20 protein-coding genes are annotated in these 17217 nt (G+C 63.6%); 8 read left to right on the top strand and 12 right to left on the bottom strand.

Annotation, left to right across the window (positions count from 1 at the left end; all coding sequences use genetic code 11):
- The first annotated feature begins 134 nt into the window (after nt 1–134).
- Entirely contained in the window at nt 135–1238 is a 1104-nt protein-coding gene (locus FNV92_RS05930) for an NAD(P)/FAD-dependent oxidoreductase (RefSeq protein ID WP_143841734.1), read from the top strand.
- Between the two features lie 114 nt (nt 1239–1352).
- Here the strand turns inward: FNV92_RS05930 and FNV92_RS05925 are convergent, their stop codons facing one another.
- Nucleotides 1353–1535, bottom strand: a complete 183-nt coding sequence (locus FNV92_RS05925; RefSeq protein ID WP_014439835.1) for a YdcH family protein — start codon at nt 1533–1535, stop codon at nt 1353–1355.
- 326 nt (nt 1536–1861) lie between these two features.
- Between FNV92_RS05925 and FNV92_RS05920 the strand changes: the two genes are divergently transcribed.
- The 3 genes from FNV92_RS05920 to FNV92_RS05910 all read left to right on the top strand — a co-directional run bounded on the left by FNV92_RS05920 (nt 1862) and on the right by FNV92_RS05910 (nt 2687).
- Entirely contained in the window at nt 1862–2068 is a 207-nt protein-coding gene (locus tag FNV92_RS05920) for a YdcH family protein (protein ID WP_014439834.1), read from the top strand.
- 131 nt (nt 2069–2199) lie between these two features.
- A complete protein-coding gene (locus FNV92_RS05915; RefSeq protein ID WP_014439833.1) occupies nt 2200–2412 on the top strand; it encodes a hypothetical protein in 213 nt (70 codons plus the stop codon).
- A gap of 23 nt (nt 2413–2435) precedes the next feature.
- Nucleotides 2436–2687 carry a hypothetical protein gene (locus FNV92_RS05910; protein WP_143841735.1) on the top strand — a complete coding sequence of 84 codons (252 nt, stop codon included), beginning with the start codon at nt 2436–2438 and terminating at the stop codon, nt 2685–2687.
- 2 nt (nt 2688–2689) lie between these two features.
- Here the strand turns inward: FNV92_RS05910 and FNV92_RS05905 are convergent, their stop codons facing one another.
- Nucleotides 2690–3415, bottom strand: a complete 726-nt coding sequence (locus FNV92_RS05905) for a GGDEF domain-containing protein (RefSeq protein ID WP_186355499.1) — start codon at nt 3413–3415, stop codon at nt 2690–2692.
- A gap of 141 nt (nt 3416–3556) precedes the next feature.
- On the opposite strand from FNV92_RS05905, the gene purE reads away from it, so the two are divergent.
- Nucleotides 3557–4045, top strand: coding sequence for a 5-(carboxyamino)imidazole ribonucleotide mutase (gene purE / locus FNV92_RS05900; RefSeq protein WP_014439830.1), 489 nt, complete (start codon nt 3557–3559; stop codon nt 4043–4045).
- The gene (locus FNV92_RS05895; RefSeq protein ID WP_143841737.1) at nt 4042–5148 is read left to right on the top strand and encodes a 5-(carboxyamino)imidazole ribonucleotide synthase; all 1107 of its coding nucleotides are present in this window, start codon (nt 4042–4044) and stop codon (nt 5146–5148) included. The genes purE and FNV92_RS05895 overlap by 4 nt, the downstream gene beginning before the upstream one ends.
- 35 nt (nt 5149–5183) lie before the next feature.
- On the opposite strand, the gene aqpZ is transcribed toward FNV92_RS05895, so the two are convergent.
- On the bottom strand, nt 5184–5906 hold the full coding sequence (gene aqpZ, locus FNV92_RS05890) for an aquaporin Z (RefSeq protein WP_014439828.1): 723 nt from the start codon (nt 5904–5906) through the stop codon (nt 5184–5186).
- A 256-nt stretch (nt 5907–6162) separates the two neighbouring features.
- Between aqpZ and rpsU the strand changes: the two genes are divergently transcribed.
- Both rpsU and FNV92_RS05880 read left to right on the top strand, forming a co-directional pair.
- Nucleotides 6163–6471 carry a 30S ribosomal protein S21 gene (gene rpsU, locus FNV92_RS05885; protein ID WP_014439827.1) on the top strand — a complete coding sequence of 103 codons (309 nt, stop codon included), beginning with the start codon at nt 6163–6165 and terminating at the stop codon, nt 6469–6471.
- Between the two features lie 142 nt (nt 6472–6613).
- Nucleotides 6614–7264 carry a tetratricopeptide repeat protein gene (locus FNV92_RS05880; RefSeq protein WP_143841738.1) on the top strand — a complete coding sequence of 217 codons (651 nt, stop codon included), beginning with the start codon at nt 6614–6616 and terminating at the stop codon, nt 7262–7264.
- Between the two features lie 20 nt (nt 7265–7284).
- Here the strand turns inward: FNV92_RS05880 and FNV92_RS05875 are convergent, their stop codons facing one another.
- The 9 genes from FNV92_RS05875 to FNV92_RS05835 all read right to left on the bottom strand — a co-directional run bounded on the left by FNV92_RS05875 (nt 7285) and on the right by FNV92_RS05835 (nt 16970).
- Nucleotides 7285–8211 (bottom strand): hypothetical protein, encoded by a 927-nt coding sequence (locus FNV92_RS05875; protein WP_143841739.1) that lies wholly within the window; start codon nt 8209–8211, stop codon nt 7285–7287.
- A 93-nt stretch (nt 8212–8304) separates the two neighbouring features.
- Nucleotides 8305–8589 (bottom strand): cupin domain-containing protein, encoded by a 285-nt coding sequence (locus FNV92_RS05870; protein WP_143841740.1) that lies wholly within the window; start codon nt 8587–8589, stop codon nt 8305–8307.
- Between the two features lie 11 nt (nt 8590–8600).
- Nucleotides 8601–9698, bottom strand: coding sequence for a calcium:cation antiporter (locus FNV92_RS05865; protein ID WP_143841741.1), 1098 nt, complete (start codon nt 9696–9698; stop codon nt 8601–8603).
- Between the two features lie 60 nt (nt 9699–9758).
- Nucleotides 9759–10475: an alpha/beta hydrolase gene (locus FNV92_RS05860; protein ID WP_416377745.1), complete on the bottom strand. Its 717-nt coding sequence runs from the start codon at nt 10473–10475 to the stop codon at nt 9759–9761.
- Between the two features lie 106 nt (nt 10476–10581).
- Nucleotides 10582–11979: an NAD(P)(+) transhydrogenase (Re/Si-specific) subunit beta gene (locus FNV92_RS05855; protein ID WP_143841742.1), complete on the bottom strand. Its 1398-nt coding sequence runs from the start codon at nt 11977–11979 to the stop codon at nt 10582–10584.
- Between the two features lie 39 nt (nt 11980–12018).
- A complete protein-coding gene (locus tag FNV92_RS05850) occupies nt 12019–12336 on the bottom strand; it encodes a proton-translocating transhydrogenase family protein (RefSeq protein ID WP_143841743.1) in 318 nt (105 codons plus the stop codon).
- Between the two features lie 21 nt (nt 12337–12357).
- On the bottom strand, nt 12358–13488 hold the full coding sequence (locus tag FNV92_RS05845; RefSeq protein WP_143841744.1) for a Re/Si-specific NAD(P)(+) transhydrogenase subunit alpha: 1131 nt from the start codon (nt 13486–13488) through the stop codon (nt 12358–12360).
- 137 nt (nt 13489–13625) lie between these two features.
- Entirely contained in the window at nt 13626–13778 is a 153-nt protein-coding gene (locus FNV92_RS05840) for an aa3-type cytochrome c oxidase subunit IV (protein WP_008136857.1), read from the bottom strand.
- Nucleotides 13779–13979: 201 nt separating this feature from the next.
- Nucleotides 13980–16970: a patatin-like phospholipase family protein gene (locus tag FNV92_RS05835; protein WP_143841745.1), complete on the bottom strand. Its 2991-nt coding sequence runs from the start codon at nt 16968–16970 to the stop codon at nt 13980–13982.
- Between the last annotated feature and the right edge of the window lie 247 nt (nt 16971–17217).

The following is a 17217-nucleotide window of genomic DNA, read 5'->3' as shown; positions in this document are numbered from 1 at the left end:
AACAGAAAAATGCGACGCGAAATACGGCAATTGCCCTGACATGATAAATGCTTCCTTAATGAAAAACGGCCGCGCGGCCCGTTTGCCCGGCAACCCGATCCGACCGGCCCCTCCGGCGAGCCTTCTGCACAACCATGGATAGGGTCGACTGCGTCGTCATCGGAGCCGGCGTGGTCGGGCTCGCGGTGGCTCGAAAGCTCGCCCAGGCCGGGCGCGAGGTGATCGTGCTCGAGGAAGCCGAGGCCATCGGCACCATCACCTCCTCGCGCAACAGCGAGGTCATTCATGCCGGCATCTACTACCGCGCCGGAAGCTGGATGGCCCGCATGTGCGTCAACGGCAAGCACGCGCTGTACCGCTACTGTGGCGAGCGCGGCATTCCGCACAGGAATTGCGGCAAGCTGATCGTCGCGACCAACCCGAAAGAGACCGAGAAGCTGCAATCGATCAAGGCGCATGCCGAGGCCAATGGGGTGCTCGACATGCAACTGCTCGCGGGCGAGGCTGCACGCGCGCTGGAGCCGGCACTCGCCTGCGACGCTGCGCTGCTCTCGCCGTCGACCGGCATCATCGACAGCCATGCCTACATGCTCTCGCTGCGCGGCGAGGCCGAGGCCGCCGGCGCCGCCTTCGCGTTTCACACCCCGCTGATCCGCGCCAAGGCGGCCGGCGGCGTCATCGAAGTCGAGGCGGGCGGCGAAGCACCGATGACGCTGCAATGCGACCTGCTCGTCAATGCCGCCGGGCTCTCGGCAACGAACGTGGCGCGCCACATCGATGGCATGCCGATCGACCGGATTCCGCCGGCCTATCTCGCCAAGGGAAACTACTTCAGCTGCAACGCCAAGGCGCCGTTCTCGCGCCTGATCTATCCGGTGCCCGAGCCCGGCGGACTCGGCGTGCATCTGACGCTGGACATGGCGGGACAGGCGCGTTTCGGCCCCGACGTCGAGTGGATCGAGACGATCGATTACGAGGTTGATCCATCACGCGCCGAGCGCTTCTATCCGGCGATCCGAAAATACTGGCCGACGCTGCCCGATGGCGCGCTGATGCCGAGCTATTCAGGCATTCGCCCGAAGATCGTGCCGCCGGCGGTGGCCACGCAGGATTTCCTGATGCAGGGGCCGCGCGATCATGGCGTCGAAGGCCTGGTCAATCTGTTCGGAATCGAATCGCCGGGGCTGACGTCGTCGCTCGCGATCGCGGATCACGTCGCCGAGTTGGCGCAAATCTAGGCGCCGCGCAAACATCGCCGCGCGACATACGCACCCTGCAGCAGGGATGAGCGCAATAGCTCTCACCCCTGCCTGAAAGGGTACGGTCCAAACTCTACGCTGTTACGGGGGTTACTAGTGGAGCGTGTCGCCGGTGTGCCTCAGACGCTCGATCTGGTCCTTGACCATCAACTTCCGGCGCTTCAACTCAACAATTTGCAGGTCGTCTGTTGAAAGGTGCACGAGAGCTTCGTGCAATTCGTGTTCGAGAGTTTTGTGCTTCCGTTCCAATTCAACCAGATGTGCCTGAATTGTCATTCGAAACCTCCTCGGTAGGGGTGAACCTTGGATTCGATCCGGACGAGGAAGTGTACATCACCGATTCGTTCTGTCGATGGGTATCCGTCGTCGCAGTGTCATTTTTGAAAATTCATATGTAACGAAGCGTGAGTAAGGAACCGTGCAGGAAAAATTCATGATATCAATGTGGTTGCGTAGCGCCGCAACGAATCGTTGAACTATCTTGCGAGAGATCGGTGAGCGACGGCCCGAGATCGCTTGCGATCACGGCGCGCAAGGACGATAATTTCCACAGGGCATCCACAGCCTTAATCTCACGCCATCGGTTTTCGGCCACCGCAGACATGACCAATGAAGACGAGCGTGAGCTCGAAGCCGAGCTCACCCGGTTGCAGCAGGAACACCGAGATCTCGATGCGGCGATCGATGCACTGCATCAATCGCCTGCCCCCGACCTATTGCGGTTACAGCGGTTGAAGAAGCGCAAGCTGTTGTTGCGCGACCGTATCCAGTTCATCGAAGACCAGATCACGCCGGACATCATCGCCTGATCCACAGGCGATTTGCGCGGCAGCTCGCCGCATCCGGAATCCACTTGACTCCAAAAGAACAAAATAGGAACATTTGGGCAGATCAACGCCGCCCAGGAAGCGCCCAAGGAAAACTCACAAGGACAACGCAGATGCCGGCAACCGCCCTTCTCGACAACAGCCATTATGAACAGGCCTGCGATCAGGCGATCGCGATGTGCGACGGCAATCTGCGCAGCACCATCAAGGCGCTGATCATGGCCAACGAATATCTGGAAGCCGAGCTCGAGGAATTGCGGGCGGCGATTTCAGCCGGCTGCATTCCGGAGAGCTCGCGCAGCAAGATGCGGAGCAGCGCCGCTTAAGTTTTGATGCCCGGAGCAACGCGATGTCAGATGTGACTTACTACGTTGCAATGCCTTTCCTGATCGATGCCGACGGATCGCCTGTTGCGGGCGCAGCCGAGGAATGCCAGAGCCCGACGGCCGCGTTGCGGCGTGCCGAGATTTTGTCGCGCGGTCCGGGCCACATCGGCGCGGTCGCTTTCAGTCGCAGCGGCGATCCCATGACCGGCGAATTCGGCGACGCCACGCTGCTGCGCAAGTTCGGCAACGTGCCGGAAGACCTCGCGACACTGTAAAGTCAGCTACTGACCAGCCTGATCCGCGGCTCGTGCCGCCGGTGCGCCTTGCGCACATACATGGCGGCATCCGCCTCCTCCAGAGCGCGGCCCGCATCGGAGTGCGCGCCCAGCAGCGCAACACCGGCGGACGCGCCCGCGGTCACGTGCTGGCCGCGAAAGGTGAACGACAAATCGTCGATCGCCTGTTCGAAGATCGCGGCCTTCGCCTTGGCGTCGGTCTCGCTGAGATTCCACAGCAGCAGCGCGAACTCGTCGCCGCCAAGCCGGCCGACCACATCCGAGGCCCTGACCTGCTGCGTCAGCGTCGCCGCGATGGCCTTGAGCACCTCGTCGCCGGCGGCATGACCGAAGGAATCGTTGATCGGCTTCAGCCGATCGACATCGAGCACGATCAGAGCGCCGCTGGCGCGATAGCGCTTCATGTAGGCAATGGCGCGCGTCAGCTCGCGCTCGAAACCGCGCCGGTTCGGAATCTCCAGCAGGAAATCGGTGTCGGCCGCGGCTTCCAGTTCCGTGACCCGCCGCTGCGCCTCCTTGAGCTTGCTCCGCAGGCCGCGGATGGTCGCCTTGGTGTCGGCGGCCGCCGACGCACCGCGCTGGGCCTGCTTGGCCGGACGCTTCGCCGGAGGTTTGGCCAACCGCTTGGGAACGGCTTTGGATCGGCTGGCGCGGGTCTTCCGGCCCTTTTTGGCCTTCACAGCGCTCGCCCTTGTAGGTTTCTTCATGGGCATCCTGCTCAATGAAGGCTTGCGGGGATTCACCAAGACAGGATAGTGCATTCCCTTCTCCTTGCCACCGCCTTGCGAGCCACCGGCCGGAACCTTTAATCTGGCCTATCTTTCTGTTTTCCGGGCACAATTGACGTCATGACCGCGCCGATCGCCATCATTATGGGAAGCCAGTCGGACTGGGAGACGATGCGGCACGCTGCCGACACGCTTGCAGCACTGGGCATTGCCGCCGAGACCCGCATCGTTTCGGCACACCGCACCCCCGACCGGCTGTTCGCCTTTGCCAAGGGCGCCAAGGCGGCAGGTTTCAAGGTCATCATCGCCGGCGCCGGCGGCGCTGCCCATTTGCCCGGCATGGCGGCGGCACTGACGGAACTGCCGGTGTTTGGCGTGCCCGTCGAATCCAGGACGCTCAAGGGCATCGATTCGCTCTATTCGATCGTGCAGATGCCCGCAGGCATCCCGGTCGGCACCCTCGCCATCGGCAAGGCCGGCGCGATCAACGCGGCGCTGCTTGCCGCAGCCGTGCTGGCGCTGTCCGACCCGGCGCTGTCCGACCGTCTTGCCGCCTGGCGAAAGGCGCAGACCGAGGCGGTCGCCGAGCGCCCGGAGGACAAGGCGTGACAGACAGCAAGCAGGTGAAGCTGAAGCCCGGCGACACCATCGGAATCCTCGGCGGCGGACAATTGGGGCGGATGCTGGCGATGGCCGCGGCTCGGCTCGGCCTGCGCTGCCAGGTGTTCTCGCCCGATCCGGACTCCCCTGCCTTCGACGTCGTCCTGAACGCGACCTGCGCCGAATATGCCGACGTCGAGGCACTGGAATTGTTCGCCAACGACGTCGACGTCATCACCTACGAATTCGAGAACGTGCCGTCCGCCGCCGCGATGGTGCTGGATGCGCGCCGCCCGGTGCTGCCCAACCGCAAGATCCTCGAGACCACCCAGGACCGGCTCGCCGAAAAGGATTTCGTGACGCGGCTCGGCATCGGCACCGCCGCCTATGCCGACGTTACGTCCGTCTCCTCGTTGCGCGAGGCGATCGTCAAGATCGGCCTCCCCGCCGTGCTGAAAACCCGCCGCTTCGGCTATGACGGCAAGGGCCAGGCCATCATCCGCGAGGGCGACGACATAGCCAAGGTCTGGACCAGCCTCGCCACCAAATCGGCAATCCTCGAAGCCTTCGTCCCGTACGAGCGCGAGATCTCGGTGATCGCCGCACGCTCGGCCTCGGGCCAGGTCGAGTGTTTCGACGTCACCGAGAACGAGCACCGCGACCACATTCTGAAAATCTCGCGCGCGCCCGCGCAGATTCCGGATACCCTCGCGGACGAAGCGCGCAGCATCGCCGGCAAGATCGCGAACGCGCTCGACTATGTCGGCGTGCTCGCCGTCGAGATGTTCGTGCTGGCGAATGGCACCGGACCGAAGGTGCTGGTCAACGAGATCGCTCCGCGCGTGCACAATTCCGGACACTGGACGCTCGACGGCGCCTCGGTCTCGCAATTCGAGCAGCATATCCGCGCCATCGCCGGCTGGCCGCTCGGCAAGGCCGTGCGTCACGGCGACATCGTCACCATGACCAACCTGATCGGCGACGAGATCAACGATTACGAGAAGTGGCTGACGGTCCCGGGCGCGACCGTCCACATCTACGGCAAGGGCGCTCCGCGCCCCGGTCGCAAGATGGGCCACGTTACCGAAGTCAGGCCGACGAAGGGCAAGTAGCGGAGCCGCGGCGCATGCCGCGACCCCGCCTGCGACTAAGCCGTCTTCACGCCTGCGACGACGCCCGCGGGCTCTTCGCTGAGCCAGCGATAGATCACCCCGCCCAGCGCCCCGCCGATCAGCGGTGCGATCCAGAACAGCCAGAGCTGCGATAGCGCCCAGCCGCCGACGAACAGAGCGGGACCCGTGCTCCGCGCCGGGTTCACCGACGTGTTGGTGACGGGAATGCTGACGAGATGGATCATCACCAGCGCGAGCCCGATCGCCAGTGGGGCAAAGCCCGCGGGCGCGCGGCCGTGGGTGGAGCCCATGATGATGAACAGGAACATCATGGTCATCACCACCTCGGTGACGAAGCAGACGACCATGCTGTACTGGCCGGGCGAATGCATGTCGTAGCCGTTCGACGCAAACCCCTTGGTGACGTCGAATCCGGGGGCTCCGCTTGCGATCACATAGAGCAGCTCGGCGGCGACGATGGCGCCACAGACCTGCGCGATGACGTAAGGCAGGATCTGCCCTGGCGGGAAGCGGCCGCCGGCCGCGAGCCCGACGGTGACAGCCGGATTGAGATGGCAACCCGAGATATGGCCGATCGCATAGGCCATGGTGACGACGCTCAAGCCGAACGCCAGGGACACGCCGACCAGGCCGATCCCGACCTGCGGAAAGCCGGCTGCGATCACCGCGCTGCCGCAGCCTGCGAATGTGAGCCAGAATGTGCCGATGGCCTCGGCAGCATATTTCTTCATATCCATGTGACGTCTCCCCTGATTTTCCGGCTTGCGGCGCACGGTAATAGCCCGTTCTCGGCGCCGAACCACCCAAATCGGCGCTGTACGGATGGATTTTCACCCCATTTAGTGGCTGAACTTGGCCCGAAATCTCGCCTGGCAGGTGGACATCAAGGGTTTTGTCTGATACATCCGCGCCCTCAAGGTTAAGGGCTTGCGCTTTTTGCCATCCCCTTCGTCTTACCAGAATTCAAAACCGATCCACTGAAGAGGATGCCGCGTGCAGGTTCTCGTTCGCGATAACAATGTCGACCAAGCCCTCAAGGCGCTGAAGAAGAAGATGCAGCGCGAGGGTATTTTCCGCGAGATGAAGCTCCGCGGTCACTATGAGAAGCCGTCCGAGAAGAAGGCCCGCGAAAAGGCCGAAGCCGTGCGCCGCGCGCGCAAGCTGGCCCGCAAGAAGCTGCAGCGCGAAGGCCTATTGCCGATGAAGCCGAAGCCGGTGTTCGGCGCCGGCCCCGGCGGTGATCGTGGCGGTCGCGGTGGCCCCGGTGCAGGTGCTGGCGCCGGTCCGCGCGGACCGCGCTGATCCTGCCGGAATTGCCAGGCGGAGTTTTCCAGGATTTTAGTTTTCAATGACGCGGGCCCCGGGCCCGCGTTATTATTTTGTAGCAGTGCCTTTCTGGGACGGGGCACTACAGATGCGGCACCAACGCGCGAGCGAACCGTAGATGGTCTCCCCTTTCCCCAAGCGCGGCCTGGCGCGGCACCGCCGGATCTGGCGCCAGCCGCTCACGCTGACCCTGATGGGGATCGCGCTGTGCGGCTGCTCCTTCGACCTGGGATCACTGATGCCGGAGAAGGAAAAGCCGCAGGAGGCGCCCAAGGCGGCTGCCGCCCCGGAGAGTGCCGTCAGTGCCGGCAATGTCACCGAGGCCCAGGCTCACACCGCAAAAGGCCAGACCCTGGCGAAGGCGGGGGAGACGGCCGGCGCGCTGGACGAGTTCAACCTCGCCATCGCGCTCGATCCCTATAACGCACAGGCGCTCTATGGCCGCGCCCTGATCTATCAGGGCAGCAACGAGCACAACTTCGCCATCGCCGATTTCAGCGCCGCAAACGGCCTCAATCCGCAGAAGGTCGAGCCGCTGCTCGGCCGCGCCACCAGCTATCTCGCGATCGGCAAGGTCAAGGAAGCGGCGGCCGATCTCGATGAGGCCTCCGAGGCCGATCCGCACAATGCCCAGGTCTGGACCACACGGGGACAGGCCTATGAGCGGCTGGGCGACAAGGCCAAGGCGTCGGCGTCCTACAACAAAGCGGTCGCTCTGCGCCCACGTGACGATGCCGCCCGCAGCGGCCTCGCCCGCGTCGGCGGCTGACAGCGCGGCGGATACCGCTTTTAATCGGGGGTGGAGCTCTTCGGCAGCACCGAGTGGAACATCGACTTCATGCCCGACAGCATCTCGTCCGCAACGTTCGTCTTCTTCGGCCGCGGCATGGTGGCGCCGGCATCGGCACGCAGATCGAGCGGCGGCGCGATCACCGGGACCGGGATATCGGCCGGCGGCGTGATCCGGTTCGGATCGTCGTTGCCGACCGAGGCGGTGTAGGACGGACCACCATTGCCATAGGCCTCAGGCGCGGGAGTCGACACCGTGATCGGCGGCGGCAGCGGGCGCACTGCGGACGGTTCCACCGTGACGACCCTCGGGGCCTCAGGCGTGCGCGCGGCGTCTCGCACGGCAGGCTCCTGGGTCCTCTCGGCCGGCTTGGTCTCGAAAGACTTGTTCTCGAACGACTTGGTCTCGGTGGATTTGGCCTCAGCGGCCTTGGCGTCTGCTGCCTTGGCTTCAGGCGATTTGCGCAGACGCTCGATGGCGGCGCGGGCGAGATCGTTGGCGTCGGGGGTCGCAGCCGGGGATGCGGCGGCCGGCGCCGAATTGGCTTCGACCACCGGAGTGGTTGCCGGGGTCGATTTGGCGGCTGCCTTCTCACGTGCCGCAGGGCGGCCGTGCGAGGCGGTTTCGGGGGGAGCAACGTCCGCAGCCTTTGTGTCCGCAGCCTTGATGTCCGCAGGCTTCTCGGCCGCAGCCTTGTCCGTCACGCTCTTCTCGGAAACGCCCTTGGCCTTGACGCCGTGCGCGGGAAGGCTGGCGGTGTCCGTGGGCTTGCCGTCGGTGCCGCTCTGGGCAGGCGCCACCACGACCGCAGGGGCTTCCGCCGCCGGCTTGGCGTTGATGTAGTGATTAACGATGTACGCCCCGATGATCGTCGCGAGCACCGAGGGTAAAATATCCATCGAGATTTTAGCGAGGTATTTCAGCATTTCTCGGCCACTCCCCGCGCGATCAGATGCGGGAACTTTGGGGCATTGTAAGGGATCAACTGCGACGGATCGATGGCAAAGGTAACGCTTGCCCTACGGCTTAAGCTCGATCTCAAGGAACACGATCTCGGTTGAGGTTTCGTTAAGTACGTCGTGTTGGACGCCGGCCTTGCGGAAATATGATTTTCCGGCCGAAAGCTGCGCCTTGGACCTCTCGCCCCCCGGCGCCACGATGGTCATTTCACCGGCGACGACGGGTACGATCACATAGTCCATCCCGTGGGTGTGATGCCCGGTCGCGCTGCCCGGGGCGAGCCGCCATTCGGTCACCCGGACCTCTTCGTTATCGACCTGGACCTCGGACTTGGCAGCTAACATCGAACCTTCTCCTACGGCACGAAAACCATGAACACGTAGACGGCAAATACCACCATATGGACCAGTCCGAACAGGACATTGGTCCTGCCTGTGCCGAATGTCATCATGCTCAGCAAGAAGGTCAGGAGCAAAAGGATGCTGCTTTGGGGGCTGAGACCGAGTTTGAGCTCCTTGTCGAGCACGTAGGTCGCAACGCCGACGGCGGGGATGGTCAGGCCAATGGTCGCCAGCGAGGAACCAAGGGCGAGATTGATACTCTTCTGGAGATTGTTCCTGCGGGCCGCGGAAATCGCCGCGACGCCTTCGGGCAGCAGGATCAGGAGTGCGACCAGCAGGCCGGCAAAGGCGGGCGGCGCGCCGATCTTGGCACCGACCGCGTCGACCACCAGCGAGAATTTCTTGGCCAGAAGCACCACCGCCAGAAGCGACACCAGCAACAGCACGATGCTGAGCGTCAGCATCCTGCCCGAAAGATGGGCCTCCGCGTCCTCGCCCTCCCCTCGCTCATGGACGAAGTAGTCCTTGTGCGCAACTGTCTGGGTATAGAGGAACACCCCGTAAAGCGCGAGCGTGACGACATCGACGAAGCCGAGCTGCATTGCCGAATACACCGGGCCCGGCGTCGTAGTCGTGTAGTTCGGCATGATCAGGGCAATCGTCGCCAGCGCGAAGAGAACGCTGAGATAGACGTTGGCGCCGGAGACCTGAAAGCCCTGCTCGCCGTAACGCAGGCCGCCGATGAAGACGCAAAGCCCGACCAGCCCGTTGCAGACGATCATGATGACGGCGAACACCGTATCGCGTGCCAGTTCCGGCGCCGGCTTTTCGCCCAGCATGATCGTGGTGATCAGCGCCACCTCGATGATGGTCACCGCCAGCGTCAGCACCAATGTGCCGTAGGGCTCGCCGATGCGCTCGGCAATCACCTCGGAATGATGAACGGCCGCGAACACGGTCCCGAATAGGATCACCAGCAGGGCGATCGCAAACATGGCTCCGCCGGCTGTCAGGGTAAAGCCATAGCCGGTCGCGGTCACGACCAGGAACAGCAGCACCGCCAAAGCGGGGAAGATCCAGGACGACCGCGGCATCGGTCCGGGTGCGCTCATGCGGGCGATTCCTTCAAATGGGGGATTGAGTATGCGCGAGAAGATCGCGCCCGTCAGCCCTCAGGACCCATTGATAAAGTTTCTCGCGAGGTCGGCGACACCAAAATTGCCGAGATCGTCATGCCCACCGCCGAGAATGCGAACGAACTGCTTCGGCTCGTGGGCCAGTTCAAACAGTTTCTCGCCGAATGCGATGGGGATCGTCTGGTCCTGCGCGCCATGGACGATCAGAAGCGGCGCCGTGACGCGTCCGATGCGCTCGTCCGAGTGAAACGGGTCGCGCATCAGAAGGCGCACCGGAACAAGACGGAAATGCGAGGCGGCGACGTCGGCGATCGACGTATAGGGCGCCTCGAGAATCAGCTTTCCGACCGGATGCCCGGATGCGATCGCGATCGCAACGCCGGTCCCGAGCGAGAACCCCCAGGCGACGATGCGCCGGGCATCGTAGCGTGCCGTCGCGAATGAATAGGCGGCCTCGCCGTCGCGCAATAGGCCGTCTTCGCTCGGCGCGCCGCTGGACCCCGCATAGCCGCGATAGGACAGCGCGACGAGACCCGTGCCGTCGGCCGTGATCGCCTTGAAGCGGCCCGCAAGGCCCGCGAGAAAATCACCATTGCCGTGGAAGAACAGCACCACGGGACGGCCGGGCTCTGGCGGCACGTGCCAGACGATGATCTTCTCGCCGTCCGACGTGGTCAGGACGTGCTCCTCGGCCTGCGGAAAGCCCGCGGCGGAAGGCGCGATGCGCTCGGCGGTCGGGATCGGAAACAGCATGGCGCGCTGCTTCACGAACAGCAGGACGAGACCGGCGAGATAACTGGCGGCAACGACGATGGCGGTCTATTTCAGGAATGTCATCGCTATCGCCGGCTCTCCGGCGTTACATCGCCTTGACGATATTCTCGGTGACCTTCTTGGCGTCGCCGAGCAGCATCATGGTGTTGTCGCGGTAGAACAGCGGATTGTCGATGCCGGCATAGCCGGAGGCCAGCGAGCGCTTGATGAACATCACCGTGCCGGCCTTCCAGACCTGAAGCACCGGCATACCGTAGATCGGTGAGGTCTTGTCCTCTTCGGCCGCCGGATTGGTGACGTCGTTGGCGCCGATCACGAAGGCGATATCGGCCTGCGCGAACTCCGAGTTGATGTCCTCGAGCTCGAACACCTCGTCGTAAGGCACGTTGGCTTCGGCGAGCAGCACGTTCATGTGGCCGGGCATGCGGCCCGCGACCGGGTGAATGGCGTACTTCACCTCGACGCCTTCCTTTTTCAGCATGTCCGCCATTTCGCGCAGCGCGTGCTGGGCCTGCGCCACCGCCATGCCGTAGCCGGGCACGATGATGACCTTCTGCGCGTTCTTCATGATGAAGGCGGCATCGTCGGCCGAGCCGAGCTTGGCCGGCTTCTGCTCACCGCCGCCACCGCCGGCCGCGGCGGTCTCGCCGCCGAAGCCGCCGAGGATGACCGAGATGAAGGACCGGTTCATCGCGTGGCACATGATGTAGGACAGGATCGCGCCCGACGAGCCCACCAGCGCGCCGGTGATGATCAGCGCGGAGTTGCCGAGCGTGAAGCCGATGCCGGCCGCGGCCCAGCCGGAGTAGGAGTTCAGCATCGAGATCACGACCGGCATGTCGGCGCCGCCGATCGGGATGATCATGAGCACGCCGAGCGCCAGTGCGATGATGACGATCAGCCAGAAGTCGAGCGCGCTGCCCGACATCACCAGCCCGACGATGAAGACGACGAGCAGAACGGCGAGCACAATATTGATGATGTGGCGGAACGGCAGGATGATCGGCGAGCCGCTCATGCGCGCGGACAATTTCAGGAACGCGATCACCGAGCCGGTGAAGGTCAGCGCGCCGATGGCGACGCCGAGCGACATCTCGACCAGGCTCTGCGGATGGATGTTGCCGGGGGTGCCGATGTCGAAGGCTTCGGGCGCGTAGAACGCCCCGGCGGCGACCAGCACCGCGGCCATGCCGACCAGCGAGTGGAAGGCGGCGACCAGTTCGGGCATCGAGGTCATCGGCACGCGGCGGGCGATCACCGCGCCGACGCCGCCACCGATGGCGATACCGAGAATGACGAGAATCCAGGCTAGGCCGTCCGCCGGCGGATGGCTCGCGAGCGTGGTGGCGACCGCGATCCCCATGCCGACCATGCCGAACAAATTGCCCTGGCGCGACGACGCCGGGCTCGACAGCCCGCGCAGCGACAGGATGAACAGCACCCCCGCCACGAGATACAAGAATGCAGAGAGATTGGCGTTCATCTCAGGTCCCCATTGATCCCTTCAGCCCGAGGTGGCCGCTCATTTCGACTTCTTCTTGTACATCGCCAGCATGCGCTGGGTGACAAGGAAGCCGCCGAAGATGTTCACGCAGGCGAAGATGAGCGCGACGAAGCCGAAGCCGCGTGCCCAGCCGGAGCCGCTCGAAACCATGCCGACGCCGACCGCGAGCAGCGCACCGACCACGATCACCGAGGAGATCGCATTGGTCACGCTCATCAGCGGCGTGTGCAGCGCAGGGGTCACCGACCACACCACGAAATAGCCGACGAAGACGGCGAGGACGAAGATCGACAGCCTGAAAACGAAGGGGTCGACGAGCTGTGCAGCATGCTCCATGGCGGCTCTCCTTAAACCCGATTAAGTTGATTTGTGCTGGAAGTTCGGGTGGATGACGGCGCCGTCCCTGGTCAGCGCAGTCGCCTTCACGAGTTCGTCGTCCCAGTTCACGGCGAGAGCCTTGCTGCCCTTGTCGACCATGGTCTCGATGAAATTGAACAGGTTGCGTGCGTAGAGGCTGGATGCGGAGGCCGCCACCCGGCCGGCGACGTTGGTGTAGCCGACGATCTTGATGCCATCGACCTCGGCGACCTCGCCCGGCCTTGCGCCCTCGACATTGCCGCCGCGCTCGACGGCGAGATCGACCAGCACCGACCCCGGCTTCATCGACTTGACCATCTCGGCCGAGACGAGCCTCGGCGCCGGCCGGCCAGGAATGAGCGCAGTGGTGATGACGATGTCCTGCTTCTTGATGTGCTCGGCAGTGAGCGCGGCCTGCTTGGCCTGGTATTCCCTAGACATTTCCTTGGCGTAACCGCCGGCGGTCTGCGCGTTCTTGAATTCCTCGTCCTCGACGGCGAGGAACTTTGCACCGAGCGATTCCACCTGCTCCTTGGTCGCGGGCCGGACGTCGGTCGCGGTGACGACGGCGCCGAGACGGCGCGCGGTCGCGATCGCCTGGAGGCCGGCGACGCCGACGCCCATCACGAAGACCTTGGCGGCGGGCACGGTGCCTGCCGCCGTCATCATCATCGGGAAGGCGCGGCCGAACGCCTCGGCACCCTCGATCACGGCGCGGTAGCCGGCGAGGTTCGCCTGCGACGACAGCACGTCCATCACCTGCGCACGGGTGATACGCGGCATCAGCTCCATCGCGAAGGCGGAGACGCCGGCATCGGCGATCGTCTTCAGCGCGGCCTCGTTGCCGTAGGGATCCATGATGGCGATGACGAGCGCGCCGCGCTTGTAATGCGCGAGCTCGGAGGCCTCGGGGCGCTTCACCTTGATGACGATGTCGGCGTCCTTCAACGCATCGGCGCTGACGGTGGCGCCCGCTGCGGTGAACTCGGAATCCGGCAGACCCGATTTGAGACCGGCACCCGGCTCGACGGCGATCTCGGCGCCCAGCGCCTTGAACTTCTTCACCGTATCAGGCGAAGCGGCAACGCGCGGCTCCGATGGATCGATTTCCTTGGCAACGGCGATCTTCATAGGCCCTCCGGCGACGCGGGACAAAGCGCGCACGCGAACTTAGCGTTACTCCCGCAACGTTGGATACCGGTTTTGAGACCGGCTTGAATGCAAATTTTATGAGCACCGACGACGATGGCGGTGCAGCAGAGGATGGATCAGGTCAGGAAGATCGCCATCAGGATCACGATGAGAGCGACAGAGGCGGTGCCGTACTTCACCAGCTTGATGAAGCCCTCGTAGGTCTGCTCGTGGGCAACGTAGTCGTTGCCGTCTGCGGTGGTGTAGGCCACTTCGCTATGGTCAGCCATTGATTGTCCCCAGTAGAAAGTCGAATTCCAAGGTGGCAATACCGCAAAGCTTCAGGCAGGGCAACGGCAGGCAGGCGCGGTTTTCCCGCAAATCGGCTCATTTGGAATCCCGATTGTCGCGGATCCAGCGCGTCAGGCTCTGCTCGCTGACTTCGCCGGCGGGGGCCCCTAAGGCCGTTCAATAAATGTTTTACGGCCGCCCTACCCCAGATCCAGCGCGGCGATCGTGGCCGCCATGACTGCAGGCCGCTCGACGACCGGCCATCCCAGCGAGCGGCGGACCTCGTCGATCACGGTTTCGCCCGGCTCGGTAAACCGGGCCGTTCGCGGACTGACGCCGCGCCCGACCACCACCGGAGTCTCCCCAGACAGGAAACCGTGCGCCATGTGGAAGCCCAGCGCGCGGTAGACCTCGAACTGCTCTTCGGAAAAGAACTGGTCACCTGTGGTCTCGTGCGGGAAGCGGTCGTTTCGCCGTGCATAGTCCCGGATGTAGTCGTTCTCGTCGCCATTCAGCGACGATTTGACGTAGACGAGATAGCCTTGGTCATCCCCGCCATAGTCGATGGTGCCGATGGCGACGTGAACGCGATCTCGGGCGGCCCCGTCATGCTCATCGGCCGCGCCGGGATCACCCGCCTTGTTGGCATTGCGCGCCATCAGCGCGCGCGTGCACTCGCGAATCGGCGTCCACGGCAGGTCGATCCGGACGCCGAGATCGATGCGGGCGTATCGTTGCAGCCGCATCAGGGAACCGAAGTTCATCGGCGCATCGGCTTCCGCATCGACCGCGATGATCACCTTGCAGCGGCGGCGGAGCAGCTCGTAGACGCCGAGATTTTCGATATGACCGCCATCCGTGAGGTAGACGCTGTCGCTGTTCTCGTACAGGCGCCCCGAGATCTCGGACCAGAAGTAAAGCGGCGTGGAGCGGCGCTGCGGCCGCACGCGATCATCGACGTAACGTGGATTCTTCAACCAATAGCCGAGCCGAACGTTGAGAAGCGCGAGCGTCGGCGTCAGCGCCCTGATCGAGCTCGAGCCCATGTTCGCAGAGGCCGCGGCTCCGGAAATCGCCATCGCGGTTGCGAGGTCCAGGCTTTGCTCATCGTCCTGCACCAATCCGGTGGGCGCATAACCCGTCGCCTCGCTGCCGACGTTCAGGGCGGAGAACACGAAGAAATCCGCGTTGCGACCGCGCCGGTTGGCAAAGTCCGAGCCTTGAATATTGAGCGCCGTATTGATGAGCTGATAGGGCGCGTGCAGCCTGGGCGCTATTGATTGCCCCGGAATGCGGTCCGCCTCGACCGGAGCCGCGTAGAGATCGGTCAGCTTCATGCGATCGAGCGTTCCGAAATCACGCCCTTGATCGAGGCTGGCTTCGGCGCGCGCGATACCGCCGTCCGCCGAACGCGTCGGATCGAACAGGAAAGCCTTGCTCAGCCGATCGCGATAGAGCCGATGCAAGGAGTTCGCATTCGGCGTCAGGCAAAACGAGACGGCGAACAGAACGACCCCGGCAAACGTGTACAGGATCACCATCGGAAGACTGAACGAATAGGAGAGTTCTGAAGCTGTCCCCCGGAACAGGCCGGGAAACTGCACCTGAACCACATGCCCTGCTTTCTGCGCGAGGAACAGAAGCCAGCCGGGAGCATGCCAGGTGGGCGTCAACCGCTCGCTATCCGCCACGACCGGCGGCATTGCCTTCGGCGTGATTTCGGCCGACAAGATACCCTTGCTGGCATCGAACTGGATCTTGCCTGCGAGGCTGCCTGACGGCGCGTTCGATTTGGCGTTGGCCAGGCACTCCCTTTGCGAAACGGCCCCCAGAGCCGACGGACACCGCTCGAACAGGTCGTTGGAGATGCCCCAATACGACAGGTAGAGGTATGCGACCCAGATGATCAGTGGAAGCGCAAGGCCCGCGATCCATAGGGCGACCCTGGCGACGACCGCAAGCAGCAGTGAACCCCATTGCGAGGAGGCGCTGTTGCCCTTCAACAATTCCACGAATTGCTGCCTGAATGCGGTGACGAAGACACCGATCGGCGCGGCCACCGCCGCGAGCGACTTGATCCAGGTGATCGCGACTGCGGCGGCCGGTCCGCCGACCGCGCTGCTCTCGGCGACGTCGAACATTTGCCCCAGCATGAAGGGCTGAAACTCGAAGAAGGCGATGACGGCCAGCAACACGAGGAAGGTCGCGCCCATGCTCGGCCAGTGTGAACGGAACTCCTGTCGCTTGCCGGGACTTGCGAACGACTGCTTGAGAGCCCATCCGAAAAACAGGACGACGCCGATGATTGCGATCGAAAGAGTCAGCGCGAAATGCTGAACCTTGAGAAAGCGCGCGAAGTCGCACGCAACGCCCAGCAACAGTGTGATCCCGGCAACGTAGGCGAAGACGACGCTTGGGCCGTTTCCACGAATGGAGCGCGAGGTGAAATAGGCGAGCCCGCTGCAAAGCAGCATCACGAAGGCGATCGCCAGGCCGAATGTGCTGAAACCATAACGGTCGATGACGCTGAAATCATGCAGCTCGCATAATTTATTGTTGTCGAGGCTGACGCCGAAGATGTTCGCAACCGTCAGGCAACTCCGCAGCGGCGTGGACCAGATCGTAACGGCGGCAAGCAGCAGCACGATGGGCAGCGTCAGTCCGATATTGGCAACCAGTCCGCGCACGACGATCGCAACGCCGGTCAGGAGATCGCGGGCGCCGGCCGGAATCAGATAGTTGGAATAGTTGCGGAGATGTCCGACCGAAGGCGTATCGCTGATCTCGGCGGCCGTGGCGGTCCCGCCGACCGGCCTTTCACCGAATACAAATCGCTGCGCCTTTGTCATGGTGGCGCAGAGAGAGGTGCCGATATAGCCGCCGCCCGACACCGTGGAGAGATAATCGATCCGCTTGATCAGATCGTGATGGTTCAACGCCTGCAGCACGCCCAGGCAAACGGCCGACGAGCGAATGCCGCCCCCCGACAATGCAAGCCCGGTGACGTCGAGCAACTGGCAGGCTTCGAGGCTGTCGGCATCGATGCGTCGGTCCGGCTCCCGCCGCGTGTTGATCGCCGCGATTTCATCGCGAACGATCTGATGGTGCTTTTCGCACCAAGGCGTTTCCTCGTCGACCGCGGCAGCGTTCTTTGACGCCGGAACCGGCGCGGCGGATCCCTGATCGAGCATGGGTGCCTCCCCAGGGGGAAATCGATCAATCGACAATCAAAAGTTGAAAATTATCTTCTCAATATCTCTTGAGTTAGTCTGGGGGGCTGCGCGAACGTTCAATCTCACGTGGCAAAATCTCAGCCTACGCCGCAAGAACCGCCTCGGTATGTGAATGGAACTCGCAGCGGCACTGCAAAAGACCTGCAGCGCCGCATAGTCGCGAAACTAAAATCGCCACAGCAGCCCGAAAGGAACTCGCGGCCGG

Origin of the sequence: Bradyrhizobium cosmicum, assembly GCF_007290395.2 — a bacterium.
Classification (GTDB): domain Bacteria; phylum Pseudomonadota; class Alphaproteobacteria; order Rhizobiales; family Xanthobacteraceae; genus Bradyrhizobium; species Bradyrhizobium cosmicum.
The sequence above is the reverse complement of the archived record's forward strand: the minus strand, read 5'-3'. Positions and strand labels throughout refer to the sequence as shown.